Raw genomic sequence first — 21128 nt, 5'->3', positions numbered from 1 at the left:
AGGCTCCTGTCCGGTCAAACCGCGCGTATACTGATGCAATGCGCCCTTGCCAAGAGGAATGATGCGCATAGCAGACCCTAGCAAAACGCCGTTACTGCGCCTGCAACTTCCGCGCCTCGTCCCGCGCCAGTTTGACCAGCTCTTGCACGAAGGGCTTTTCCAGATCCTCAGTGCGGACAGCAGCATAGAGGCGGCGGGTAATCCCCTCTTTCGTCAGCGGGCGAGTGACGTAGTCCGAATTATACTTGACCTCACGCACGACCCAATCCGGCAGGACAGAAATCCCCCGATTTGAGGCGACAAGCAGCAGGATCACGGCGGTCAGTTCGACCTGACGGATGCTAGCCGGTTCAACCCTCGCCGGGATCAGCAACTGGCTGAACACGTCCAATCGCGTGCGCTCGACCGGATAGGTGATCAGGGTCTGACCGCGAAAATCCTCGGCCTCAATGAAGTCTTTCTCGGCCAGCGGATGGGAAGATGCCGCGACGAACACCGGTTTATAGTCGAACAATTCCACGAACTCGACACCCGGCAGGTCTTCAGGGTCGGAGGATACCACCAGGTCGACCTCCTCCTTCTGCAAGGCGGGCAGTGCGTCGAACGCGAGGCCAGGACGGATATCAACATCGACATCGCCCCAGGATTTGCGGAAGGCCTCCAACACTGGAAATAGCCATTCGAAACAGGCGTGGCATTCAATCGCAATATGCATCCGCCCCGTGCGGCCATCGCGCAGGGATGAGAACTCATGCTGCGCGGCCTCGACCTGAGGCAGAATCTGCTCGGCCAGCCGCAACAGACGCAGACCCGCCGCCGACAGCTTCATCGGCTTGGACCGACGCAGGAACAATTCGACCCCGGCTTGATCCTCCAGCCCCTTTATCTGGTGGCTCAGCGCCGATTGGGTGATGTTCAGCTGATCGGCCGCACGTGCAAGGCCGCCACAGTCATGGATCGCCTTGATGGTGCGCAGGTGCCGGAATTCGATGTGCATGTGAAGTGGAGCTCATGTTGTTCTTGAGGAATATGAGTTTGTCTCACAATGCGTACCGTGCGACAAGACCCTCAGTTGATCCTGAGAGGCTGCGATGACCAAACCTGAAATCTCATTCGAGTTTTTTCCACCCAAAACGCTGGAGGCCTCATTTCGGCTGTGGGATACGGTGCAGACGCTGGCCCCTCTGGAGCCCCGGTTCGTTTCGGTCACCTATGGCGCCGGCGGCACCACGCGCGAGCTAACGCGCGATGCAGTCGCGACTTTGCACAAGTCATCTGGACTGCCAGTTGCGGCGCATTTGACTTGTGTCGATGCTTCGCGTCAGGAAACGCTGGATATTGCAGACACCTTCGCCCGTGCCGGTGTAGAGAACATCGTCGCATTGCGGGGCGATCCTCCGAAGGGTCAGGACAGGTTTCTCCCTCACCCCGAAGGTTTTGCCAACTCGGTTGAATTGATTGAGGCCCTCGCAGAAACCGAGATGTTCAGCATTCGCGTTGGCGCCTATCCCGACATTCACCCCGAAGCACGGGATACGCGGGCCGATATCGACTGGCTAAAGGCCAAGCTGGACGCGGGCGCCGATGAAGCGCTGACGCAGTTCTTCTTCGAGGCCGAGACCTTCTTCCGGTTCCGTGATGCCTGTGTCAAAGCCGGGATCGATAAGCCGATCGTGCCGGGCATCCTGCCGATCGAAAACTGGAAAGGCGCGCGCGCCTTTGCCCAGCGCTGCGGCACACGGATACCCGATTGGGTCGATCATGCCTTTGAAAAAGCCCTACGTGATGATCGCGAGGATCTGCTGGCTACGGCCCTTTGCACCGAGCTGTGTTCGGACCTGCTGGAGGGCGGTGTGGACAAGCTGCACTTCTACACCCTGAACCGGCCCGAGCTGACCCGCGACGTGTGCTTCGCCCTTGGGATCACCCCGAAAGCCGAACTGCAGAACGTCGCCTGATCCTTCTCAACAAAGCCCAAATGCCCGCGCCATCCGAAAGCGCGGGCATTTTGCTTTGCCGCTGGAACAATGTCTGCACGGCCAGATCATTGTTCCCCGCAACTGGTTCAATCTTGAGAAGAATTTGACAAAATCGTGACCGTACTCAAACTGATCTCGTGTACGTTAATGAGTGTTTTTGAGTATGAAACCTGTCGATAAGATCGCAGCGCGAAACAGCGCGCTGGCGGACCTAGGGTTGTCCCCCTCTGCCAGTTCCGACGAAATCCGCGAAGCTTGGCGCAATATTGCCTTTCGGGCGCATCCCGACCATATGCCGGGGGATTGCGAAGACTTCTCGCGCGCCAAGACTGCCTATGATTTTCTGCGCAAACAGGGGTTAGGCGCAAAAGGCGCGTCGGGTCCGCAGATGCCGAAACGGCCGCGCCTTAAAAAGCGTGTGATCCAGTTGCCGCCAGAAGACATCTCTGCCTGCAAAGCCATGCTGAACCCGACGCAAGCCCTACCGCATATGGCGGGTTCGCCATCGCCTCGGGACACTGACGTTGAATCGGTCGCATCAGACCATGTGCCCGATGCCGTCGGATGCTATGGCCGCCACTTGACCTTTTTCGTGGCAACACCGGTTACCGAAGGGGCGAACCGCATCGCCCTTCCGACCTCGGTGCTAAGCAACAGACGGCATGTCGAGACGGAGATTCTGAGCTTCAAGTCCAACAACGCCGGCCCGGGCGAGGTGGTGCTTCCTGACACCATCTGTGAACGCAAGTTTCCGGGGGCAAAAAGCGTCCGTATCCGGTTCGAAGCCGATCAGGACATGATCGACGAATTCTGGCTGGCCGGATAGTCAGCCAGAAAAAAGCCCGGCTCAGTGGGGGGAGCCGGGCTTGTTTTTCTTCACAACATTGTCTGCGCGATCAGTTGCTGACCGGACCTTCCGAGTTGAATTTCGGGATCACGCTGGTCGATGCGTCCGCGCTTTCGATACCGGGCCAGTTACCTTCGGCCAGGTTGATGTTACCGGGGATGTCCTCTTCGAAGAAGCCGACAACAACGTCGGTGATATTCAGGTATAGCTTGTCATCAACGATGCGCCACAGGTTCGGGTTTGCCGGAACCTTGCCGCCTTTTGAGACGCCATAGGCGCAATGCCCGTCATATTGAGGCGCGTAATAAGCCGGGTTCTCAAGAAACTTGTCGCGGTTCTCCTTCGACGCAAAAGCCCAGGTTGCGCCGTTGTATTCCGCCGTGATGTCGGCATTGCCGCGTACACCTTCTGGCTGCGACGTCCCCACCGGCGCCTGATCAAGTCCGCGATAGGCGACAACATCGTAGCCAGAGACCGCAAATCCGGTTCCGTCGACATATTGGGGGCCTGCAAAAGCCGGAATTGCCAGAGCCATGGCCGCAGCAAAAGACAGGGCAAAACGTTTCATGTGGTCATTCCTTTTTCGTGTATCGGGGGTGCCGTTTGGCTGACACCACAGACAATAAGTGATTCTGAGGCGCTTCGTAGGCCCGCTCGCGCCGGTGTGACCATCAACGAGGTTTCGTGAGAGAATTATTACAATTTCCCGCGTCAAGCGGGGTTGGACTCGGGGAATTGCAACATTAGCTGTTAGCGCATCGGCTTTGCAGCCCTGCGATTGGCAAGAAAGGCATCAGATGAGCGATCAATCCACTTACACTCCCCCCAAAGTCTGGACCTGGGACAGCGAAAGCGGCGGGCGCTTCGCCAATATCAACCGCCCCATCGCCGGAGCGACCCATGACAAGGACTTGCCCATCGGCCGCCACCCCATGCAGCTCTATTCGCTGGCCACACCGAATGGCGTCAAAGTGACCGTCATGCTCGAAGAACTTTTGGCGCTGGGTCATGAGGGCGCCGAATACAATGCGTGGCTTGTCAATATTGGCGAAGGGGATCAGTTCAGCTCGGGCTTTGTCGAGGCGAACCCGAACTCGAAAATCCCTGCGCTGTGGGATCGGTCGGGCGATGCGCCAATGCGCGTCTTCGAAAGCGCCTCAATCCTGTTCCATCTGGCCGAAAAATTCGGAGCGTTCTTGCCCGAGTCAGGCCCGGAACGGACCGAAGTGATGAACTGGGTGTTCTGGCAAATGGGTAGCGCACCCTATCTGGGCGGCGGATTCGGCCATTTCTACGCCTATGCGCCCGAGAAATGGGAGTACCCGATCAACCGCTTCGCCATGGAGGCCAAGCGCCAGCTGGACGTGCTGGACCGTCAACTGGCCGAAAACACCTATATCGCAGGCGAGGATTACTCGATCGCGGATATGGCGATTTGGCCCTGGTATGGGCAGCTGGTTCTTGGGCGTCTCTACGATGCTGCCGAGTTCCTCGATGTGGAATCCTATGAAAACGTCATGCGTTGGGCCAAGGCGATTGACGCGCGCCCGGCCGTAAAGCGGGGCCGCATGGTCAACCGCGCGTTTGGCGAGCCGCACACACAGCTTCATGAACGTCATGAGGCCAGCGACTTCGAAACCCGCACGCAGGACAAGCTGGAAGCGGCAGCGGATTAATCTCTTCGAGGTTCGTTCGAAACATTTGGCGCGGTGCAAAGGAGTGCGCCGCGCTTATTTACTTAAGGATCGGCGGGTTCTCGGGGTCGCTGCCGGGCACAGGCCGGGTCAGGTCACGGGCCTCGGGTTGCGGCAGGTCGAACCGCAATCCAACCTTCGCCAAAGACGCCGCAGCGGGCGCTTCGGTTGCAAAGAACCCGACATCCATCGCTCCGGCTTCGATCCCCGAAAAGGTCAGCGCCTCGGACGCAGCCTTGGCCAGCGCTGATTGCGCCCCGTCCACGGCCCCGACAAAGCCCAGCAAATGACCAGAAGCCCCGGTTTCAGATTTGGTGCCGACTAGATAGGCCGCCTGCGCCAGACCGACCGCAGTCGACAGCTTTGTATCCAGCGCTCGCAACAGGGTTTCCGGCAGGCCGGTCGGAGGCAAAAACTCGGCCAGTTTCTCTTCGACTTCGGCGGGCGCATGTTCCAGCGTTGTCGCCAGCCAGCCCAGCGCCTCGGACGGGATTAGCATCGAGGATGGCGCGACCTCGAGGTTCAGGCCCAGACCGATCCCCTGCCCTGCCAGCATCGAAGACAGGATACGCCCCGAAAGCGCCGCGTAAGGCACAGGTCGTCCCGCGAACTGCGCCAACCGATCTTCGCGATCAAAGGCCAGTACGAAGCGGCCATCGGCCACGTCGAACAGCTCGGGTGAGATATTCTCGCCCTGCGCCTCTTCGGTCAGCATCAGGAACAACTCACTATCGGCCAGCCGCTCAAAAAACCGCAGCCGGGCGGCATCGTCCTGTGGAGCGGCTTCCATCGCTGTGTGCGCTGTGTCCAGCGCCGTTGCTTCAGTCATTCACAACCTCTTGCACCCGTGCCCGCAAGGCCGGCAGCAGGTCGGTCTCGAACCACGGGTTTTTCTTGATCCATGCCGTATTGCGCCAGGACGGATGAGGCAAGGCAAAGATGTGCGGCGCGTGGTCCCGCCAGTTGCGAACCGTCTCAGTGACCGAACTGCGCACGCCAAGATGGTACTTATGTGCGTGCCCCCCGACCAACACGGTCAGAGGGACCGGCCCCAGCGCCTCAACGACCCGGTCATGCCAGGTTTTACGGCACAAGGCGGGCGGCGGAAGATCCGCTTTTCGGTCATCATATCCAGGAAAGCAAAACGCCATGGGCACAATGGACAGACGATCCCGGTTGTAAAACACTCCCTCGTCGATCCCCAACCAATCGCGCAGGCGATCTCCCGAGGGGTCTGTAAAAGGCCGCCCCGATTCATGAACCCGCGCTCCCGGAGCCTGCCCCGCAACCAGAATCGGAGTGCCAGAGCGGAACCAGACGACAGGACGCGGCGCATGCTGCGTCGCGGTTTGCGCAAACGCATCCGCACACAGCCTACAGGCCGAGATTTCCTTTTGCAGATCACTCATAGCCGCTGTTTTGCCCCGAAACCGTGAGTATCTAGGGAAGATAACCACCCTCCAACCTGCCGCCAAAACATCTTTTCGTGTTGATGTTTGCCACGGTTTGATCTGCACTTTGCGAACGTGCATTGATCATTTGTTTCATAATTCGACATAATGTAGCCAACATGCAACGATAGACTTCGCATCCAAACGCTCACCAAAAAGAGCGATCAAACCAAATGATTGAGCAGCAGGCCAAGCATGCTTGAGTTCGAGAATGTCAGTAAATCCTTCTGGACGGGGACGCGCCGCAAGGTGATCCTCGACCGGGCTTCTTTCCGCGTCGAACTCGGAACCTCGCTTGGCGTGCTTGCGCCGAACGGGACGGGAAAAACCACTCTGATCAATATGATGGCGGGTTTGGAAAAGCCCGATGAAGGGGTCATCCGACGCGAGTGCAAAGTGTCTTTCCCGATGGGGTTTACCGGTGGTGTCTCCTCGAAGATGTCTGCATTGGAGAACGCACGCTATATCGCCAAAATCTACGGAATGGACCCCGACTATGTCGAAGCCTACTGCAGCTGGCTGTGCGGTCTTGGCGAGTATTTCAACCAGCCTCTGGCCACCTATTCTTCGGGAATGAAGGCCAGATTCACCTTTGCGCTGATGCTGGCACTGGACTTCGACATGTACCTGATTGATGAGGGCATGCCCGCGTCCACGGATGTGGAATTCAACCATAAGGCCGGCGCGATCCTGCAGGAAAGGCTGCGCACGACAACGCTGGTCATCGTGTCGCACAGCCCCGCAACGCTTGAAAAATTCGTGAAACAGGCGGCCGTTCTGGTGGACGGTCAACTGCGCATGTTTGAAACCTTGGAAGAGGCAAAGCAGTTATATGACTACGAAACCCAAGGTTAGAAAATACAACTGGCGACACAAGGCGCAATCAGGCACCTCGCCCGAGGCCCGCTCGGACGCCATGGCGCGCATTCGCAGCGCCACGCAGGCCTCGTCAGGCGAAACGCAGCCCGGGACCGAGCTGGACGATATCAAGCGCGAAGGCCTGACTGGTCGACAATTGCGCATTGCCCGGCGTCTGGCCAGCAAACACGGGCTGGCGGCGACCTCGGACTATGACGCGGTGCGCCTGCTGCGCAAGAAGGGCATTGACCCATTCCGGCGCAGCAATCTGCTGGAGCTTGCCTCGGCCAACGCTTCGGCGAAAACGGATGGTGACGAAACCGCACCCGTCCAGTTGCCACAACCGGTGAACGAGGCCCCTCAGACCCTGCCGGGACCTGAGATGAGCCCGGCCGAGCGGCGCGATCGCGAAATCGGTCAGATCCAGAAGGACATTGCCCGCCGCCGAAAGAAAAAGCTGGCGGCGTTGTTCGCGCGGCTTGCCGTGTTCGTTTTTCTGCCCACTTTTGTGGTGGGGTACTATTTCTACCAGATTGCAACGCCGATGTACGCCAGCGACTCAGCCTATTCGATTCTCCAGGCCGATGGCGGCGGCGGAGCGATTGGCGGACTACTGAGCGGGACCCAATTCGCAACCGCGCAGGATTCAGTTTCCACCCAGGAATTTCTTGAATCCAAGGATGCTCTGGAACGTCTAGAGGCAGATATCGGCTTCTCCCAGATCTTCAAGCAGGAATGGATCGACCCGATCCAGAGACTGCCAGAAAATGCAAGCTTAGAAGACACCTACAAACTCTTCAGAAGGATGGTGACCATCGGCTACGATCCAAGCGACGGGATCGTGCGAATGGAAGTTGCTGCACCCGAAGCCGAAACTGCTGTCGAACTATCCCAGCTTCTGATCTCTTACGCGGAAGAGCGGATCAATAGCCTGTCAGGCCTTAAGAGAGAAGATCAGATGCGCGATGCGCGGGAAGGGTTTGAGGCCGCTCAGGATGAAAGACGACGGGCGCAAGAAGCGCTGATCGAGTTGCAGCTGCAGGGTGCTTTGCTGGACCCTGAAAACGTCATCGCCGGTCTTCGCGGTCGGATCAATGAGATCGAGGTTGCCATTCAGGACAAAGAGCTGGAACTAGCTGCCCTGCAAGACAACCGTCGCCCAAACCAGGCCAAGGTTGATGGCGTCAGCGCGGATATCGCCCGCCTAGAAGTGGTCCTAGCCGAGTTGAACGCCGAGATGCTGGACGCATCCGCAGGCGAAAACTCGCTGGCGCGGTTGAGCGTTCGAATCCAGATGGCGCAGGCAGATCTGGCGGCGCGCGACATGATGCTGCAAACGGCAATGCAGCAAATGGAAACCACGCGCTCCGAGGCGAACCGAAAAGTGCGGTATCTGACGGTTTCGGTGAACCCGGTGGAGGCGCAGGATCCGACCTATCCAAGGAAGTTCGAAAATACGATTTTGGCTTTCCTGTTGTTTGCTGGTATCTACCTGATGATCTCGCTTACCGCGTCGGTCCTTCGTGAACAGGTATCCTCGTAAGACATATGAAACATGTAAAAATCTCCGACCTTACGGTCGGCAACGACCTTCCGCTGACCATCATCGCCGGCCCCTGCCAGCTTGAGACAGCAGACCATGCCCAGATGATTGCAGGCGCCATGAAAGAAGCCTGCGACGCGGCCGGGGCTCAGTATGTATTCAAGGCATCTTATGACAAGGCGAACCGGACTTCTCTGTCCGGCAAGCGCGGCATGGGGATTGATGTGGGGCTGAAGGTACTGGATGACATCCGCAGCACCATGGGCATTCCGGTGCTGACCGATGTCCACACGGAAGCCCAATGCGCCATCGCAGCCGAGTCCGTTGATATTCTGCAGATCCCAGCTTTTCTGTGCCGCCAGACCGATATGCTTTTGGCGGCGGGCGCAACTGGGAAGGCCGTGAATGTCAAAAAAGGCCAATTCCTCGCCCCTTGGGAAATGGGCAACATCGTCGACAAGATCGAAAGCACCGGGAACCAGAATATCCTGCTGACAGAACGCGGAACCTCGTTTGGGTACAATACTCTGGTGGCCGATATGCGTGGCCTGCCGCAAATGGCGAAGACGGGCTATCCGGTCGTGATGGACGCGACGCATTCGGTTCAACAGCCGGGTGGCAAGGGTGGCTCCTCGGGTGGGCAGCGCGAATTCGCGCCGGTGATGGCGCGCGCCGCCGTATCGCTGGGAATCGGAGCGGTGTTCATCGAAACCCATCAGGACCCCGACACAGCACCTTCTGATGGCCCCAACATGATCCCGTTGGATCAGATGCCCCATCTTGTTGACACATTGATGCGTTTTGATGCGCTGGCCAAAGCGAACCCGATTCAGATTTAACGATTGAGACCAGTTATGACCAAACCCATTCCCGAGGTGACTCCAAACACCTGGAGCTTTCTCCACGACCCGATGATCAAACCCACAGGGTTCCGCGAATATGATGCACGCTGGAAGTACCCTGATGAGATCAACCTGCCGGGCATGACCGCCCTTGGTCTTGGGATCGGTACTCAGATGCACAAACGCGGCATCGCGCCGGTCATCGCTGTTGGTAACGACTACCGCGACTATTCTCTGGCCATCAAGAACGCGTTGATCCTTGGCCTGATGCAGGCGGGTATTCAGGTGAAGGACATCGGCCCTGCCCTCAGCCCAATGGCATATTTCGCGCAGTTCCATTTGGATGTTCCGGCGGTGGCGATGGTCACCGCCAGCCATAACCCAAACGGCTGGACCGGGGTTAAAATGGGTTTCGACCGACCGCTGACCCACGGCCCGGATGAGATGTCCGAGCTGCGAGACATTGTGCTGAATGGCGAGACAGTGGCGCGTGAGGGCGGCGCGTATGAATTCGTCGATGGCGTAAAAGAGGCCTATATCGACGATCTGGTCGGTGATTTCAAAATGTCCCGCCCGCTTAAGGTGGTTTGCGCCACGGGTAATGGCACTGCCTCGGCATTTGCACCCGAGATTTTTGAGCGGATCGGTGTTGAGGTTGTGCCCAGCCACAACGAACTCGACTACACGTTCCCGAACTACAACCCGAACCCCGAAGCCATGGAGATGTTGCATGACATGGCGGATGCGGTGAAATCCAGCGGTGCCGATCTGGCCTTGGGATTTGACGGCGACGGCGACCGCTGCGGTGTGGTCGATGACGAGGGCGAAGAGATCTTCGCCGACAAAGTCGGTGTCATCATGGCCCGCGATCTGGCCAAGCTGCATCCCGGCGCGACCTTCGTGGCCGACGTGAAATCGACTGGCCTGTTCGCCAGCGACCCGGAACTTCAGGCCCTTGGCGTCAAGGCGGACTATTGGAAAACCGGCCACAGCCATATGAAACGTCGGGTCAAAGAGATCGGAGCCCTCGCAGGGTTCGAGAAATCCGGCCACTACTTCCTCGCCGAGCCTGTTGGGCGCGGATATGACTGCGGGATGCGCGTTGCGGTGGAAATCTGCAAATTGATGGACCGCAACCCGGGTCAGAGCATGTCCGACCTGCGCAAGGCCCTGCCCAAGACGTGGTCCACCCCGACAATGTCGCCCTACGCGGCGGATACCGAGAAATACGATATCCTGCAGCGCCTCGTGGACAAGCTGGTCGCCAAAGCCGACGCAGGCGATAGCTTCGCGGGCCGCGCCATCAAAGAGGTCGTCACCGTCAACGGCGCGCGCGTCATTTTGGACAATGGCAGCTGGGGCCTAGTGCGAGCCTCGTCAAACACCCCAAATCTGGTGGTCGTCTGCGAAAGCAGCGAAAGCGAAGCAGAGATGCGGGCGATTTTTGCCGACATCGATGCTGTCATCCGGACCGAGCCCGGCGTCGGCGACTACGACCAAACGATCTAAAAGAAAGGGGCGCCGATACGCGCCCCGATCAATCCCCTCCGAACAGCTTGAGCAAGCCTTTCTTGGCTTCCTCCTCTAGCTTGTCCTTCAGCACGTCCTCGATTTGATCAGTGTCTGTGATGGTCGTGTCCAACTCTGACCCGACTTTTTCCAGAACCTTGGTTTTGGTGTCGTTTTCCAGATCTTTCAGCTTTCCTTCTGCTGCTGCCTCAATGACCTTTGTCAGGTCCGGACGGATCGAAGGGTCGCTCCACGGGCCGACAATACGCACAGGCACAGCGATCCCTTCGCCTGAATTGGCGCGCAATGCGACCGGCGTGAACAGATAGTCGATATCGCGCGCGCCGATCCCGACGCGCCCCGAGCCATCCGCCCTGAAATTATCCAGCGACATGAGCAGGTCGCTGTTCGTCAGATTGCCGCCATCCATGGTGAAACTGGCCGTCAGGCTGTTGAACACCGTGGTTCCTCCGGACCCTTCGCCGCGCCCCATTAGCCGGTTCAGGTCGAAGCCGGAGATCACGCCTTTCCCGACCGCAATATCGCCCTTCCCGGACAGCGAACGCATGATCGCACCCTCGGTCTGTCCCACGCCCAGAAACTCCAGCGAGGCCGATGCCGTACCTGTCAGCCGTTCAACCCCTCCGAGCGTTGACAGAGCCTGTTGCACATCGATCCCTTCAGCCTTGAAGTTTCCACCGACAGACAGGCCGTTGCGATTATTGGCCACCACCTGTCCGTTCAATTGTCCGGAAAACAGGGTCGCGGGTTGCATTTTCAGAACCGCACGTGATCGGTCGAGGTTGAGCGTCAGGTCGCTTTGTCCAAGCGTCATGTCCGGCACGGCGATGGAGGACGCGGTCAGGCGAATCGACCCGTTTGCCAAGCCCAGCGCCGATGCGTCGATGGGTGCCGTCGACCACCCGTCACTGGCAGAGGCCCCACCGCCCCCGGAGCCTGTTTCGACGGAGTCTGCGAAGGTCGAAAAATCCAGATCCCCGGCCCGCAACCGGGCTGTGATCTGCGGAGGGTCTGAAATCACGATATCGGCCTCGCCATCGAACCGGTTGTGATCCAGCACTGCAGTCATGTTTCGCAAAGAGATGCGACCGTCCCGCGTGTACGTCATCTGCCCCGACACATCTGCCACGCGCCCCAAACCATTGGGCACCGCCACCCCCGCCTGCCCGAACGCGGCCAGCATGGCGTCGGTATTGCTGGTCTTGACCTCGGTCTTGCCGTCCATCTCTCCGTCTATGGTCGCGCGCCCATTGAACGCGATACGCCCGCCCGGCGCTGTCATCGAAAGCTCCAGCGGGGCAGCGGAGCCCGAGGCAAAGGCTGGAAGATCAGGCAGCTTCAGATTCACCTGAACAGTGCCACCGGGCACAGCCATATTGGCCTCCATGATCATCGGGGCCGAGACATCCGGCCATTGCGCCGAGAGGTTGACCTCCCGGAAATTCCACTTAGCCGCGCCGTTTTCAATGAAGATCAGGCGCGCGTTGCTCAGCTCCAGCCGGTCGAGCGTGATCGGTTGTGTCGACTGAGGCGCGGGCGCTGTTCCTCCGCCGGTACTGGGTGCGGAGGTTGGTGTGGTCAGTTCCCAATTGCCCCGGCCTTTGGCGTATTCCAGCCGCAGAACCGGGCTGTCGGCAAAGACCCGTTTGATCCGGATCTCTCCAGCCCACAGCGCCGCCGCATCCACACCGAAAGACAGGCTTTCGGCGCTCAGCATCGGCTCAGACCCCGCCCAATCGGCATTGCCGAAGGTGACCGGCCCGGTTTCAAGGCCCAGAACCGGCCAGAATGAGATCGAGACATCGCCCGAGAAGGTCAGGTCACGCCCCGTTTCCGCCTTGACCTGTTCGGCCAGAAGCGCGCCCAGTTTGTCGCCGGGCATCAACAAAAGCGCGCCCACAACAAGGCCCACAACGGCCACCAAGATGAACAGGATACGTATCAGCCATTTCATCGAACTGCTCTCCGCCTTTTTTGGGCTTGTGTTTGAGGTATCATTCAAACCCACGGTCGCATTTGCAAGGGGAACCAATCCAAACTATATGCGGCCGGATGAGTAGCAATCCGCCAAACCTCCGCCCCGACCTTGCCCCGTCTGCCCGGATCACCGACACGCCGCGTTCAGGCCAGCCGACCATCGGTATGGTCTCATTGGGCTGCCCCAAAGCGCTGGTAGACAGCGAGCGCATCCTGACCAGGCTGCGCGCCGAAGGGTACGGCATTTCGCCTGATTATTCCGGGGCCGATGCCGTGATTGTGAACACCTGCGGGTTTCTGGACAGCGCCAAGGCCGAATCTCTGGACGCCATCGGCGAGGCTCTGGTCGAAAACGGCAAGGTCATCGTGACCGGCTGTTTGGGGGCCGAGCCAGACTATATCCGGGAACACCACCCGCGTATCATGGCGGTCACCGGCCCGCATCAATACGAGCAGGTTTTGGACGCGGTACATGTGGCGGTGCCGCCTGATCCGGACCCATTCGTTGACCTGTTGCCTGCTAGCTCTGTGCAGCTGACTCCGCGGCACTACAGCTATCTCAAGATCTCTGAGGGCTGTAACCACAAGTGCAAGTTCTGCATCATCCCCGACATGCGCGGCAAGCTCGCCAGCCGTCCGGCCCATGCCGTGCTACGCGAGGCCGAAAAGCTGGTCGACAATGGTGTGCGTGAGCTGCTTGTGATCAGTCAGGATACCTCGGCCTATGGGTTGGACCGGAAATACGATGTGAACCCGTGGAAGGACCGCGAGGTGCGCAGCCATATCACCGATCTGGCGCGCGAATTGGGGCAGCTCGATGCCTGGATTCGGCTACACTATGTCTACCCCTACCCGCATGTGCGCGAGTTGATCCCGCTGATGGCAGATGCGGGCTGCAACGTGCTGCCCTATCTGGATATCCCCTTTCAGCATGCGCACCCGGATGTGCTGAAGCGCATGGCCCGTCCGGCCGCAGCCGCCAAAACACTCGATGAGATCAAAGCCTGGCGCGAGATCTGCCCGGACATCACTCTGCGCTCGACCTTCATTGTTGGCTATCCAGGCGAGACCGAGGCCGAATTCCAGACCCTGCTGGACTGGATGGACGAAGCGCAATTGGATCGTGTTGGCTGTTTTCAGTACGAAAACGTCGATCGCGCGCGCTCGAACGATCTGCCCGATCATGTGGCCCCCGAGGTCAAGCAGGACAGATGGGACCGTTTCATGGAGAAAGCGCAGGCGATCTCTGAGGCTAAACTGGAAGCCAAGGTCGGTCAGACGCTTCAGGTCATCGTGGATGAGGTCGACAACGAGGCCGCGACCTGTCGAACCAAGGCCGACGCGCCTGAGATTGACGGCAACTTGTTCATTGATGAGAGTTTCGAAACCCTCAACCCCGGAGACCTCGTGACGGTCGAGGTCGATGAAGCGGGTGAGTATGACTTGTGGGGCAAACGGGTTTGAACACCCTTAACCCTATGATCTGAAATCTACAAATCAGTTGAGGCAAGCGTGAGCCGAGTTTATTGGCGCTTGCCCGACAAAGCCGCGATGCTGAACTCGACACTGGTTGGAGGGTTTCATGTTTCGGTTTCCGACAATTTCATCTCATTTCAAAATGATGGCGGTGGCAGCCATGATGCTGGCGCCGCCGGCGGCGGCGCAGCACGTTCATGGCGGAGCGGTCAAGATCTTGTCAGTCGGTGGCAACAAGCTGGTGATTCACAAGCGCAGCAAACACTTTGTTCACCGACATCACTCGGCTCCGGTCCTCGAACACAAGGTCAAACCGGCCAAGCGCGTCCTGCATCCGCGTCGAAAACTGGTACTCAAGCATCACAGGCCGCGGCATCTGAAACACAGATCATTTGGTCTGCGCCACAGGATACATCGCAAGTTTCGCTGAGCGCTCCACGGCGTTTAAAGCGTAGCTTAAGGCGGTCTAGATCAGGCCGATCAGCGCTACGGCCCAGGCAATCCCAGCGGCAATCGCTGTCAATGCAACAGCTGCGCTCGCAGCATCTTTGGCCTGTCCCGCCAGCGGATGATGGTCGGTCGAGGTATAGTCGACCGCCCGCTCGATGGCCGTGTTGAACAGCTCGGCCACGAGCACGAGGACGCCCATGACAAGGATCAACGCACGCTCGACCCCGCTGATCGGCAGCCACACAGCAAGCACCGCCGAGATCAGGTTGGCATAGCCCCAAACGCGAAAGGAGTACTCCTCCCGCCAGGTGGCGACCAATCCTTGCCAGCTCCATTTGGTGCGGTCCTTTAGGCGGGAAAAGAAATTGAGCATGGGTCCTCGGGCGATTGCTTTCGTGCCGTTCTGAAGGGTTGGCAAGCGCAGTGCAATGGGCAAGAAAAAACCGCCCCAAGGGCGGTATCCACTCCGTTGGATGTGCAGACGGCCCGCATCGGGGCCGCCTGCAAAACCTTTATTGTATCGGGTCACAGACAGTCTGGCCTGCTTCGGTTGTTGCCAGCTGATACCCGCCCGGGCAGCTTGGTGTGCCAGCTTTATCATAGCTCGGCTGAACGTATACTGGGGTCGGTTCTTCCTGCTGCGCACAGGCAGTCAGGATCAGAGCAAACGCACCAACGGCGGCAAACTTCAGTTTCATGTCCATCATTCCTTTATTACTTTGCTGATATTGCCCAATTTTCGGGGCCACGACCAGAATACGGGCTGACAAGCAATCTGGCAACAGAATCAATCACAAAACCGTGAAACGCAGCGATTCCATGCCAGCATGACCGGCAATTTGCGACTTACTCGCCAAGACAGGCTACCTTTTTCGAAACATAACCCTAGACTTTTTGCAGACATCAGCCAAAGGACGGAGTAGCCAAATGTCTCAATCGCCGACCATCGCCCAAGACTCGCCCATTCCCGTCGAGGTCGAAGAAGGGAAAAGCTATTTCTGGTGCTCCTGCGGCCAGTCGAAGCGGCAACCTTTCTGCGATGGCTCCCACAAAGGCAGCAGTTTCGAGCCAGTTAAATACACCGCTGAGGCCAGCAAAAAGGTGTTCTTCTGCGGGTGTAAACATACGTCCAAGCAACCCCTGTGCGACGGGTCGCATTCCAAGCTCTGATTGTCAGGTCAAGTCCTGAGCCCTCAGGCCTCTTCGGTCTGGGCGGCCTTGAGCGCGGCAAATTTCCCCCGATTCGGACAGGTCTGCGGCGCGTCTGCGCCCGCGGCTTGCCGATCCATCCATTCGGGGCAATCCTGCGCAGATGAGCACCCCCGGCAGAACTGGATCATCTCGGCCCATTCCTCTTGGCTGAGTTTGCCGGACCGATGCGCATGAACAAGGTCTGCGCCGGTTGTCTGCCCCATGCGCAGGACCAGACGAAAATGGGTCATGATGTTTCCCAGATGCGGCATCCTACTAACCCGCGCTAGGGCATCAGTTTGTGCAGCAAGTCTTTGTTGCGGCAGTATTCAGGGGTCCGGCTTAGAGACGACGCTTGAGCCAGCAGCGTTTGGCAATTGTCAGGATTGGGGCAATCGGTGCAGCGCAGTACCGCCTCTGAGAGCTGGTCCATGGACACATCGCCCCGGATCGTGGCTTCCTCCAGATCGACATCCAGCATGTTTGCCATGTCGTCCACCAAACCGGCATGCAATCGCAGTGATTTCAGGCTGGGCATGTTGCGTCCTTTCCCTGTCGCGCTGGCAAACAGGGTAGCAAGCATGGACCATAGGACTTTGATTCAGGTCAAATTGGGGCGCTGATCCGGTCCAGATAGGCGCGCGTGGCGTCCTGAACACGACGAAAGCGGTCTCCGCCCAGTTTCTTGCCGCCATACCAGCGGGTGACGATGATCACGTGATTGCGCAGGCCTTCACGCTCCAACATACGTAAGATCACCATGCCAGCGCCGCTTTCGCCATCATCGGCCTTTAGCCCGCCAGTCGGCAAAACCGCCGCCCATGTATTATGCGTGGCCTTGGCATAGCTTTTGTCCGAACGCAGCGCGTCCAGCACCGCGTCAATCTCGGCCCGCGATTCGACATGCGCGCCCGACACCGCGTATTTCGAGCCCCGATCCGTCAAGACGACCCCCATCCGCAGCACATCCGTCATTGGGTCAATCCAAGCTGCCGGGCCGTTTGCTGAACGATCTGCACGCGCTGCGCGTTGGGCGGATGTGTGCTGAGGAACTTGTCAGCAGGATCCGGAATGCGGTCGAAGTACTTGGCACCGACCAAGGGGTTATATCCGGCATTATAGGTAATGATTGTACCCAGTTGATCGGCCTCAAGCTCAAAGGTCTGGACATAGGCCTGCACACCCACTTTAGCGCCCAGTTTCTGCGCCTCTTCAATCTCTGCATCGGTGCCGCCACGCAGCCGCGCCAGATCTCCGAATTTCGCGGCGCTGGCGCTAGCGTTTTCGCTTTGACGGGCGATATGGCTCAGAACATGATGCGCCGCCTCATGGCCCATGACAAAGGCCAGTTCATCCGCGTTTTGGGCCGACTGGATCATCGAGCGGGTAAAAATGATCACCGGCTGGTTTTTGTCGTCCAGCGTCTGAAACGCATTAGCCGGGGCCTTGGGATTCAGGTCCACCAGAATTCGGAAGTCGCAGTTCTGCCCCTTTGAGGTACGCAAACATTGCGCGCGGGCTTCGTCACCGATTGCCTGGCTAACCTCACGGAAGGTCTCAACCGTTACGGGCGCGTCCGAGGCCTCCCACTCGGCGACGGACTGCTCACGCAGGATTTCCGCGCTGCATGCCGCCAGAAACAGTGCAATCACCAGAAGAATGAGTCGACGCATCAGGTTTCCTTCAAGCGGTCAGGCCTTAAGGGGAACATAGCGCGCGCAAGACGACACGACCATACCCGGATCGCGCCCAAACGACTTGCATTGCTGGGCGGTCGCGCGCACTCTGTTCTCATGTTTTCGATTGAGCATGAATTCGACTCGACGGTGATTACTCTGGTGGATGAAGGCGACAAGCCTTTGAACGAAGACGTCGTCATCAACAGCTTCGCGGAATGTGTAACGTTGGAACAATTTGACCCCCGCACCGGTGAGGTCCAGAAAATAACGCTGTCGCCTGAACAGGTGCGTGATCTCGCAGCCGCGCTGGACCTGCCTGAAGGCGTCTATCAGATTCGCGAAACGCAGGATTAAGGCCCGTATAGAGCGCGCATGGACGGCGACACGCCGATGCCTTAGATATCCCAAACGTAGCCATTCAAACCCCTTTTTCCGCAGGCAGCGACCGGCCGGAAAAGACCCAGCGAGTTTGTGCAGCCCCTTGAAACCCAAGCCGTGGCAACCAAAATACAACTCGCTGATGTAAAGGAAGTTAACATATGTCCCTGAAAAACCCCGCTGCGCTGGAATTTCTGCAGGTGCGCCGCTCTCGTCCGGCGAAAACGCTGATCGCGCCGGCTCCGACGCGGGATGAGCTGTTGCCACTGCTGACCGCAGCCGCGCGCAGCCCTGATCATGGCAAGCTTGAGCCCTGGCGGTTCATTGTGCTGGAAAAAGGTGCCATGGCGCGTCTGGCCAGCCTGACCGAGGACTGCGGCACCGCTTTGGGCAAAAGCCCCGAAGACATCGCGAAGGCGCGCAGCCAGTTCGACTTGGGACATCTGGCCGTGGCCGTGATTGAGGTCCAGAAACCGTCCGAGAAAATCCCGGCCATCGAACAGACCTATTCGGCAGGCGCGGTCTGTCTGGCGCTGTTGAACGCGGCATTGGCCGCCGGATGGGGCGCCAACTGGCTGTCCGGCTGGCAGACCCATGACCGAGCCTTCTGCCAGAAAGCATTTGGCCTGGCCGACAATGAAAGCGTCGCAGGCCTGATTCACATCGCCACCGAAGGCAGCGCCCCGCCCGAGCGCCCTCGGCCCGATGTTGCCGCCCTGACGGAATGGGTCGCGGAATGATCATCCTCAACGCGTTTTTTGCAGCGCTGGGTCAGATCGGAGACCCAAAATTCCGCTCTGTTCTATTTCGGGGTATCGGCTTGACGATCCTGTTGTTGATCCTCGCCTGCGCGGGCGCGATCTGGTTCATCAATTCGCTGTCTGGAAACGAGATATCACTGCCATTTATCGGCACGGTTTCGTGGTTGAACGACGCGCTGAACTACTCGGGCATTTTTCTAGTGCTGGTGTTGCCGGTGTTTCTAATGGTGCCGGTCGCCTCAGCCATCACCTCAATCTTTCTCGAGGACGTAGCACAGGCCGTTGAGGATAAGCACTATCCAACCCTGCCCAAAGCCCCAAGGATACCGGTCTCCGAGGCCGTCATGGATGGGTTGGGCTTTTTGGGCGTTCTGATTGTGGCCAATATTCTGGCGCTGATCCTCTACGCGATCTTCCCACCCTTCGCGCCCTTCATTTTCTGGGCGATGAACGGTTTTCTGCTGGGCCGAGAGTACTTTACACTGGCGGCGATGCGCCGTTTGGGCCGCGACGGGGCACGCAAGCTACGCGCCAAACACGTCACCACAATCTGGGCGGCAGGAACGCTTATGGCGATCCCGCTTTCCGTTCCTTTGGTGAACCTGGTGATCCCTATCCTCGGGGCGGCCACGTTCACCCATATCTACCACAAGCTTTCGGACACCTGAGGTTAGCGAGGCTCCAGCTGGTTCAACCAGTCGAAGTCGCGCACAGAAATCGCGCCCGACAGGATGATCCCGGCGATGATCGCCCATAGAACGATCGAAATGCCTGTGGTGATCCACATCTTCTTTTTCATGTGATGCTCTTCCGGCGCACCCGCATGGGTGCCCGGAACGATATCCCCCAGATCGCCCTGCGTCTTGATACGAATAGGCAGAACGATCAGCAGCGTCATGAACCAGATGACAGCAAACAGAACCAAAGCGGCAGTTATAGTCATGTCAGGCCCTCCGGGCTGGCGTTACACCTGTTCCAACTCGACAAGGCAACCGTTGAAATCTTTGGGGTGCAGGAACAGCACCGGTTTGCCATGGGCACCGATCTTGGGCTCGCCGGAGCCTAGCACACGCGCGCCGGTTTCCTTCAGGTGGTCACGCGCGGCGATGATATCGTCGACTTCATAGCAGACATGATGGATACCTCCGGCGGGGTTCTTTTCCAGAAACCCGTTGATCGGGCTGTCCTCGCCCAAGGGGTACAAAAGTTCAATCTTCGTATTAGGCAGTTCGATAAAGACAACCGTTACACCATGATCGGGTTCATCCTGAGGCGCACCCACCTTGGCCCCCAGCGCATTGCGGTATTGATCCGATGCGGCCTCAAGGTCCGGAACGGCGATGGCAACGTGGTTCAGGCGTCCAATCATGATAGTCTCCTCTGTCCTGCGTTGCTTGGGTTATGGGGGCTGCCCAGCCAAAGAACAAGTGCGCCAAATTGCCCGTTAACCCTGTGTTAGCCAGAAGTTCCTAGCGTGAGGCATCTGCTGGATAGGAGAGCTGCCATGGACGATTCGGGACCATTGACCACCATTGCCACACCCACCGCGACCCGACCGTTGCGGGGACAGACCATTCTGGTTGTCGAAGACAGCCGATACTCCTGCGACGTGATCCGCCTGATGTGCTTGCACAGCGGCGCGCGGATCCGGCGTGCAGATTGCCTGAAATCGGCCCGGCGTCACCTGCAGATCTATCGCCCCTCGATCATCGTCGTGGATATGGGGCTGCCGGATGGCTCGGGCGCCGATCTGATTGCCGAACTGACGCAGGCCACCCCTCGGATCGGTGTCATCCTTGGTATGTCCGGCGATGACTGCATCCGCGAAAAGGCGATGCAGGCCGGGGCAGATGGATTTCTGGACAAGCCAATAAAATCCATGGCCTTCTTTCAAAGAACCATTCTCGAACTGCTGCCCGAAAACCGCCGCCCCAGCGAACTACACGCGGTCCGGGATGAGCAGATCCATCCAGATCCCCTCGCCTATCAGGACGACATGGCCCATATCGCCGATGTGCTGGCCAGTCCGAATGATCACCGCACGCTGGACTATGCAGCCCAGTTTCTCGGCAGCGTCGCGCGTGAGGCCAATGATCTGGTCTTGATCAAGGCGGCAAAGGACCTTGCAGCTTCGCGCTCCGAGGGCACGCCGATCACCGCACGCGCCGCGCAGGTTGCCGGGATCGTTCAAGACAGATTGCAGCAGAAAGAGGCTATCTGAATTGATCACCGCCTATTTCATCACCGCAACCTTGTTGTGTTTTTGGATGTACCGACAGGCCAGCAACTCGGCTCGGGCCATCCGCGCGAAACGGATCGGGGTCGCCAATCCTCTGGATTAAAGCGTTTCGGGTTTTACCTGAATCATCAAGTGGCACAAATGTTCCAAGAGCGCTGAAAGCGTGACAGAGCATTCGCGTCCCAAGTTTAACCCGAAACGATCTAGGTCAGGTTTGCTTGAAGCATTGAGCG

The 21128-nt window shown here is 58.5% G+C and carries 27 protein-coding genes; 14 read left to right on the top strand and 13 right to left on the bottom strand.

What is annotated here, in order from left to right; translation table 11 throughout:
* Positions 1–91: 91 nt before the first annotated feature.
* Entirely contained in the window at positions 92–997 is a 906-nt protein-coding gene (locus ACR0B5_RS00975) for a LysR family transcriptional regulator (protein ID WP_480537801.1), read from the bottom strand.
* A 94-nt stretch (positions 998–1091) separates the two neighbouring features.
* Here ACR0B5_RS00975 and metF point away from each other — a divergent pair, with 94 nt between their 5' ends.
* Complete coding sequence (metF, locus tag ACR0B5_RS00970) at positions 1092–1958, top strand: methylenetetrahydrofolate reductase [NAD(P)H] (RefSeq protein ID WP_480537799.1); 867 nt, start codon at positions 1092–1094, stop codon at positions 1956–1958.
* Between the two features lie 184 nt (positions 1959–2142).
* Positions 2143–2805, top strand: coding sequence for a J domain-containing protein (locus ACR0B5_RS00965; protein ID WP_480537797.1), 663 nt, complete (start codon positions 2143–2145; stop codon positions 2803–2805).
* Between the two features lie 70 nt (positions 2806–2875).
* Here the strand turns inward: ACR0B5_RS00965 and ACR0B5_RS00960 are convergent, their stop codons facing one another.
* Entirely contained in the window at positions 2876–3394 is a 519-nt protein-coding gene (locus ACR0B5_RS00960; protein ID WP_480537795.1) for a YHS domain-containing (seleno)protein, read from the bottom strand.
* Positions 3395–3623: 229 nt separating this feature from the next.
* Here ACR0B5_RS00960 and yghU point away from each other — a divergent pair, with 229 nt between their 5' ends.
* Positions 3624–4502, top strand: coding sequence for a glutathione-dependent disulfide-bond oxidoreductase (gene yghU, locus ACR0B5_RS00955; RefSeq protein WP_480537793.1), 879 nt, complete (start codon positions 3624–3626; stop codon positions 4500–4502).
* A gap of 58 nt (positions 4503–4560) precedes the next feature.
* Here yghU and ACR0B5_RS00950 read toward each other — a convergent pair whose 3' ends face one another.
* Together ACR0B5_RS00950 and ACR0B5_RS00945 are read right to left on the bottom strand one after the other, a co-directional pair.
* Positions 4561–5349: an SseB family protein gene (locus ACR0B5_RS00950; protein ID WP_480537791.1), complete on the bottom strand. Its 789-nt coding sequence runs from the start codon at positions 5347–5349 to the stop codon at positions 4561–4563.
* The gene (locus ACR0B5_RS00945; protein WP_480537789.1) at positions 5342–5929 is read right to left on the bottom strand and encodes a uracil-DNA glycosylase family protein; all 588 of its coding nucleotides are present in this window, start codon (positions 5927–5929) and stop codon (positions 5342–5344) included. The genes ACR0B5_RS00950 and ACR0B5_RS00945 overlap by 8 nt, the downstream gene beginning before the upstream one ends.
* Before the next feature lie 237 nt (positions 5930–6166).
* Here ACR0B5_RS00945 and ACR0B5_RS00940 point away from each other — a divergent pair, with 237 nt between their 5' ends.
* From ACR0B5_RS00940 to ACR0B5_RS00925, 4 genes are read left to right on the top strand one after another with little or no spacing between them, the layout of a single operon-like run.
* The gene (locus tag ACR0B5_RS00940; protein ID WP_170460627.1) at positions 6167–6826 is read left to right on the top strand and encodes an ATP-binding cassette domain-containing protein; all 660 of its coding nucleotides are present in this window, start codon (positions 6167–6169) and stop codon (positions 6824–6826) included.
* A complete protein-coding gene (locus ACR0B5_RS00935) occupies positions 6804–8372 on the top strand; it encodes a KpsE/RkpR family capsule polysaccharide export protein (RefSeq protein ID WP_480537787.1) in 1569 nt (522 codons plus the stop codon). The genes ACR0B5_RS00940 and ACR0B5_RS00935 overlap by 23 nt, the downstream gene beginning before the upstream one ends.
* 5 nt (positions 8373–8377) lie before the next feature.
* Complete coding sequence (gene kdsA, locus ACR0B5_RS00930; protein WP_480537785.1) at positions 8378–9211, top strand: 3-deoxy-8-phosphooctulonate synthase; 834 nt, start codon at positions 8378–8380, stop codon at positions 9209–9211.
* A gap of 15 nt (positions 9212–9226) precedes the next feature.
* Positions 9227–10723: a phosphomannomutase/phosphoglucomutase gene (locus tag ACR0B5_RS00925; RefSeq protein WP_480537783.1), complete on the top strand. Its 1497-nt coding sequence runs from the start codon at positions 9227–9229 to the stop codon at positions 10721–10723.
* A gap of 28 nt (positions 10724–10751) precedes the next feature.
* Here ACR0B5_RS00925 and ACR0B5_RS00920 read toward each other — a convergent pair whose 3' ends face one another.
* Entirely contained in the window at positions 10752–12698 is a 1947-nt protein-coding gene (locus ACR0B5_RS00920) for an AsmA family protein (RefSeq protein ID WP_480537781.1), read from the bottom strand.
* Between the two features lie 98 nt (positions 12699–12796).
* On the opposite strand from ACR0B5_RS00920, the gene rimO reads away from it, so the two are divergent.
* Together rimO and ACR0B5_RS00910 are read left to right on the top strand one after the other, a co-directional pair.
* Positions 12797–14185 carry a 30S ribosomal protein S12 methylthiotransferase RimO gene (rimO, locus tag ACR0B5_RS00915; RefSeq protein WP_170555823.1) on the top strand — a complete coding sequence of 463 codons (1389 nt, stop codon included), beginning with the start codon at positions 12797–12799 and terminating at the stop codon, positions 14183–14185.
* Between the two features lie 118 nt (positions 14186–14303).
* Positions 14304–14627, top strand: a complete 324-nt coding sequence (locus ACR0B5_RS00910) for a hypothetical protein (RefSeq protein ID WP_480537779.1) — start codon at positions 14304–14306, stop codon at positions 14625–14627.
* A 36-nt stretch (positions 14628–14663) separates the two neighbouring features.
* Here ACR0B5_RS00910 and ACR0B5_RS00905 read toward each other — a convergent pair whose 3' ends face one another.
* Complete coding sequence (locus ACR0B5_RS00905; RefSeq protein ID WP_170555825.1) at positions 14664–15020, bottom strand: diacylglycerol kinase; 357 nt, start codon at positions 15018–15020, stop codon at positions 14664–14666.
* 139 nt (positions 15021–15159) lie between these two features.
* Entirely contained in the window at positions 15160–15345 is a 186-nt protein-coding gene (locus ACR0B5_RS00900; RefSeq protein WP_425085163.1) for a hypothetical protein, read from the bottom strand.
* A 229-nt stretch (positions 15346–15574) separates the two neighbouring features.
* Here ACR0B5_RS00900 and ACR0B5_RS00895 point away from each other — a divergent pair, with 229 nt between their 5' ends.
* The gene (locus ACR0B5_RS00895; RefSeq protein WP_480537777.1) at positions 15575–15817 is read left to right on the top strand and encodes a CDGSH iron-sulfur domain-containing protein; all 243 of its coding nucleotides are present in this window, start codon (positions 15575–15577) and stop codon (positions 15815–15817) included.
* A gap of 23 nt (positions 15818–15840) precedes the next feature.
* On the opposite strand, the gene ACR0B5_RS00890 is transcribed toward ACR0B5_RS00895, so the two are convergent.
* Genes ACR0B5_RS00890 through ACR0B5_RS00875 form a run of 4 tightly spaced genes read right to left on the bottom strand, consistent with a single transcriptional unit; the run spans position 15841 to position 17511 of the window.
* Positions 15841–16110 carry a DUF6455 family protein gene (locus ACR0B5_RS00890; protein ID WP_480537775.1) on the bottom strand — a complete coding sequence of 90 codons (270 nt, stop codon included), beginning with the start codon at positions 16108–16110 and terminating at the stop codon, positions 15841–15843.
* A 14-nt stretch (positions 16111–16124) separates the two neighbouring features.
* Positions 16125–16421, bottom strand: coding sequence for a DUF6455 family protein (locus ACR0B5_RS00885; protein WP_480537773.1), 297 nt, complete (start codon positions 16419–16421; stop codon positions 16125–16127).
* 23 nt (positions 16422–16444) lie between these two features.
* Positions 16445–16813 (bottom strand): YigZ family protein, encoded by a 369-nt coding sequence (locus ACR0B5_RS00880; RefSeq protein ID WP_170460595.1) that lies wholly within the window; start codon positions 16811–16813, stop codon positions 16445–16447.
* Complete coding sequence (locus ACR0B5_RS00875; RefSeq protein ID WP_480537772.1) at positions 16810–17511, bottom strand: M48 family metallopeptidase; 702 nt, start codon at positions 17509–17511, stop codon at positions 16810–16812. Before ACR0B5_RS00875 ends, ACR0B5_RS00880 begins: the two co-directional genes overlap by 4 nt.
* Positions 17512–17631: 120 nt before the next feature.
* Between ACR0B5_RS00875 and ACR0B5_RS00870 the strand changes: the two genes are divergently transcribed.
* The 3 genes from ACR0B5_RS00870 to ACR0B5_RS00860 all read left to right on the top strand — a co-directional run bounded on the left by ACR0B5_RS00870 (position 17632) and on the right by ACR0B5_RS00860 (position 19324).
* Positions 17632–17871 (top strand): hypothetical protein, encoded by a 240-nt coding sequence (locus ACR0B5_RS00870; protein WP_170460576.1) that lies wholly within the window; start codon positions 17632–17634, stop codon positions 17869–17871.
* A 185-nt stretch (positions 17872–18056) separates the two neighbouring features.
* Positions 18057–18635, top strand: coding sequence for a nitroreductase family protein (locus ACR0B5_RS00865; protein WP_170664759.1), 579 nt, complete (start codon positions 18057–18059; stop codon positions 18633–18635).
* Positions 18632–19324 carry an EI24 domain-containing protein gene (locus tag ACR0B5_RS00860; protein WP_480537769.1) on the top strand — a complete coding sequence of 231 codons (693 nt, stop codon included), beginning with the start codon at positions 18632–18634 and terminating at the stop codon, positions 19322–19324. The genes ACR0B5_RS00865 and ACR0B5_RS00860 overlap by 4 nt, the downstream gene beginning before the upstream one ends.
* Positions 19325–19326: 2 nt before the next feature.
* Here ACR0B5_RS00860 and ACR0B5_RS00855 read toward each other — a convergent pair whose 3' ends face one another.
* Positions 19327–19599 carry a DUF1467 family protein gene (locus tag ACR0B5_RS00855; protein WP_170374730.1) on the bottom strand — a complete coding sequence of 91 codons (273 nt, stop codon included), beginning with the start codon at positions 19597–19599 and terminating at the stop codon, positions 19327–19329.
* A 21-nt stretch (positions 19600–19620) separates the two neighbouring features.
* The gene (gene mce / locus ACR0B5_RS00850) at positions 19621–20025 is read right to left on the bottom strand and encodes a methylmalonyl-CoA epimerase (RefSeq protein WP_170555832.1); all 405 of its coding nucleotides are present in this window, start codon (positions 20023–20025) and stop codon (positions 19621–19623) included.
* A gap of 135 nt (positions 20026–20160) precedes the next feature.
* Here mce and ACR0B5_RS00845 point away from each other — a divergent pair, with 135 nt between their 5' ends.
* Positions 20161–20877: a response regulator gene (locus ACR0B5_RS00845; protein ID WP_480537767.1), complete on the top strand. Its 717-nt coding sequence runs from the start codon at positions 20161–20163 to the stop codon at positions 20875–20877.
* Positions 20878–21128: the final 251 nt, after the last annotated feature.

It is taken from the genome of Ruegeria sp. AG1, assembly GCF_056541705.1.
Note: the sequence above shows the minus strand (reverse complement) of the source record. Positions and strands in the feature narration are given on the sequence as shown.

Excerpts from the sequence above, each read along its gene's own strand:
- metF (WP_480537799.1), top strand. The coding sequence starts at position 1,092 with ATGACCAAACCTGAAATCTCATTCGAGTTTTTTCCACCCAAAACGCTG.
- ACR0B5_RS00965 (WP_480537797.1), top strand. The coding sequence starts at position 2,143 with ATGAAACCTGTCGATAAGATCGCAGCGCGAAACAGCGCGCTGGCGGAC.
- ACR0B5_RS00845 (WP_480537767.1), top strand. The coding sequence starts at position 20,161 with ATGGACGATTCGGGACCATTGACCACCATTGCCACACCCACCGCGACC.
- mce (WP_170555832.1), bottom strand. The coding sequence starts at position 20,025 with ATGATTGGACGCCTGAACCACGTTGCCATCGCCGTTCCGGACCTTGAG.
- ACR0B5_RS00940 (WP_170460627.1), top strand. The coding sequence starts at position 6,167 with ATGCTTGAGTTCGAGAATGTCAGTAAATCCTTCTGGACGGGGACGCGC.
- ACR0B5_RS00920 (WP_480537781.1), bottom strand. The coding sequence starts at position 12,698 with ATGAAATGGCTGATACGTATCCTGTTCATCTTGGTGGCCGTTGTGGGC.
- ACR0B5_RS00935 (WP_480537787.1), top strand. The coding sequence starts at position 6,804 with ATGACTACGAAACCCAAGGTTAGAAAATACAACTGGCGACACAAGGCG.
- ACR0B5_RS00880 (WP_170460595.1), bottom strand. The coding sequence starts at position 16,813 with ATGACGGATGTGCTGCGGATGGGGGTCGTCTTGACGGATCGGGGCTCG.
- ACR0B5_RS00950 (WP_480537791.1), bottom strand. The coding sequence starts at position 5,349 with ATGACTGAAGCAACGGCGCTGGACACAGCGCACACAGCGATGGAAGCC.
- ACR0B5_RS00895 (WP_480537777.1), top strand. The coding sequence starts at position 15,575 with ATGTCTCAATCGCCGACCATCGCCCAAGACTCGCCCATTCCCGTCGAG.
- ACR0B5_RS00925 (WP_480537783.1), top strand. The coding sequence starts at position 9,227 with ATGACCAAACCCATTCCCGAGGTGACTCCAAACACCTGGAGCTTTCTC.
- ACR0B5_RS00875 (WP_480537772.1), bottom strand. The coding sequence starts at position 17,511 with ATGCGTCGACTCATTCTTCTGGTGATTGCACTGTTTCTGGCGGCATGC.
- ACR0B5_RS00870 (WP_170460576.1), top strand. The coding sequence starts at position 17,632 with ATGTTTTCGATTGAGCATGAATTCGACTCGACGGTGATTACTCTGGTG.
- rimO (WP_170555823.1), top strand. The coding sequence starts at position 12,797 with ATGAGTAGCAATCCGCCAAACCTCCGCCCCGACCTTGCCCCGTCTGCC.
- ACR0B5_RS00865 (WP_170664759.1), top strand. The coding sequence starts at position 18,057 with ATGTCCCTGAAAAACCCCGCTGCGCTGGAATTTCTGCAGGTGCGCCGC.
- ACR0B5_RS00860 (WP_480537769.1), top strand. The coding sequence starts at position 18,632 with ATGATCATCCTCAACGCGTTTTTTGCAGCGCTGGGTCAGATCGGAGAC.
- ACR0B5_RS00905 (WP_170555825.1), bottom strand. The coding sequence starts at position 15,020 with ATGCTCAATTTCTTTTCCCGCCTAAAGGACCGCACCAAATGGAGCTGG.
- ACR0B5_RS00890 (WP_480537775.1), bottom strand. The coding sequence starts at position 16,110 with ATGCCGCATCTGGGAAACATCATGACCCATTTTCGTCTGGTCCTGCGC.
- ACR0B5_RS00975 (WP_480537801.1), bottom strand. The coding sequence starts at position 997 with ATGCACATCGAATTCCGGCACCTGCGCACCATCAAGGCGATCCATGAC.
- ACR0B5_RS00910 (WP_480537779.1), top strand. The coding sequence starts at position 14,304 with ATGTTTCGGTTTCCGACAATTTCATCTCATTTCAAAATGATGGCGGTG.
- ACR0B5_RS00945 (WP_480537789.1), bottom strand. The coding sequence starts at position 5,929 with ATGAGTGATCTGCAAAAGGAAATCTCGGCCTGTAGGCTGTGTGCGGAT.
- kdsA (WP_480537785.1), top strand. The coding sequence starts at position 8,378 with ATGAAACATGTAAAAATCTCCGACCTTACGGTCGGCAACGACCTTCCG.
- ACR0B5_RS00960 (WP_480537795.1), bottom strand. The coding sequence starts at position 3,394 with ATGAAACGTTTTGCCCTGTCTTTTGCTGCGGCCATGGCTCTGGCAATT.
- yghU (WP_480537793.1), top strand. The coding sequence starts at position 3,624 with ATGAGCGATCAATCCACTTACACTCCCCCCAAAGTCTGGACCTGGGAC.
- ACR0B5_RS00855 (WP_170374730.1), bottom strand. The coding sequence starts at position 19,599 with ATGACTATAACTGCCGCTTTGGTTCTGTTTGCTGTCATCTGGTTCATG.
- ACR0B5_RS00900 (WP_425085163.1), bottom strand. The coding sequence starts at position 15,345 with ATGAAACTGAAGTTTGCCGCCGTTGGTGCGTTTGCTCTGATCCTGACT.
- ACR0B5_RS00885 (WP_480537773.1), bottom strand. The coding sequence starts at position 16,421 with ATGCTTGCTACCCTGTTTGCCAGCGCGACAGGGAAAGGACGCAACATG.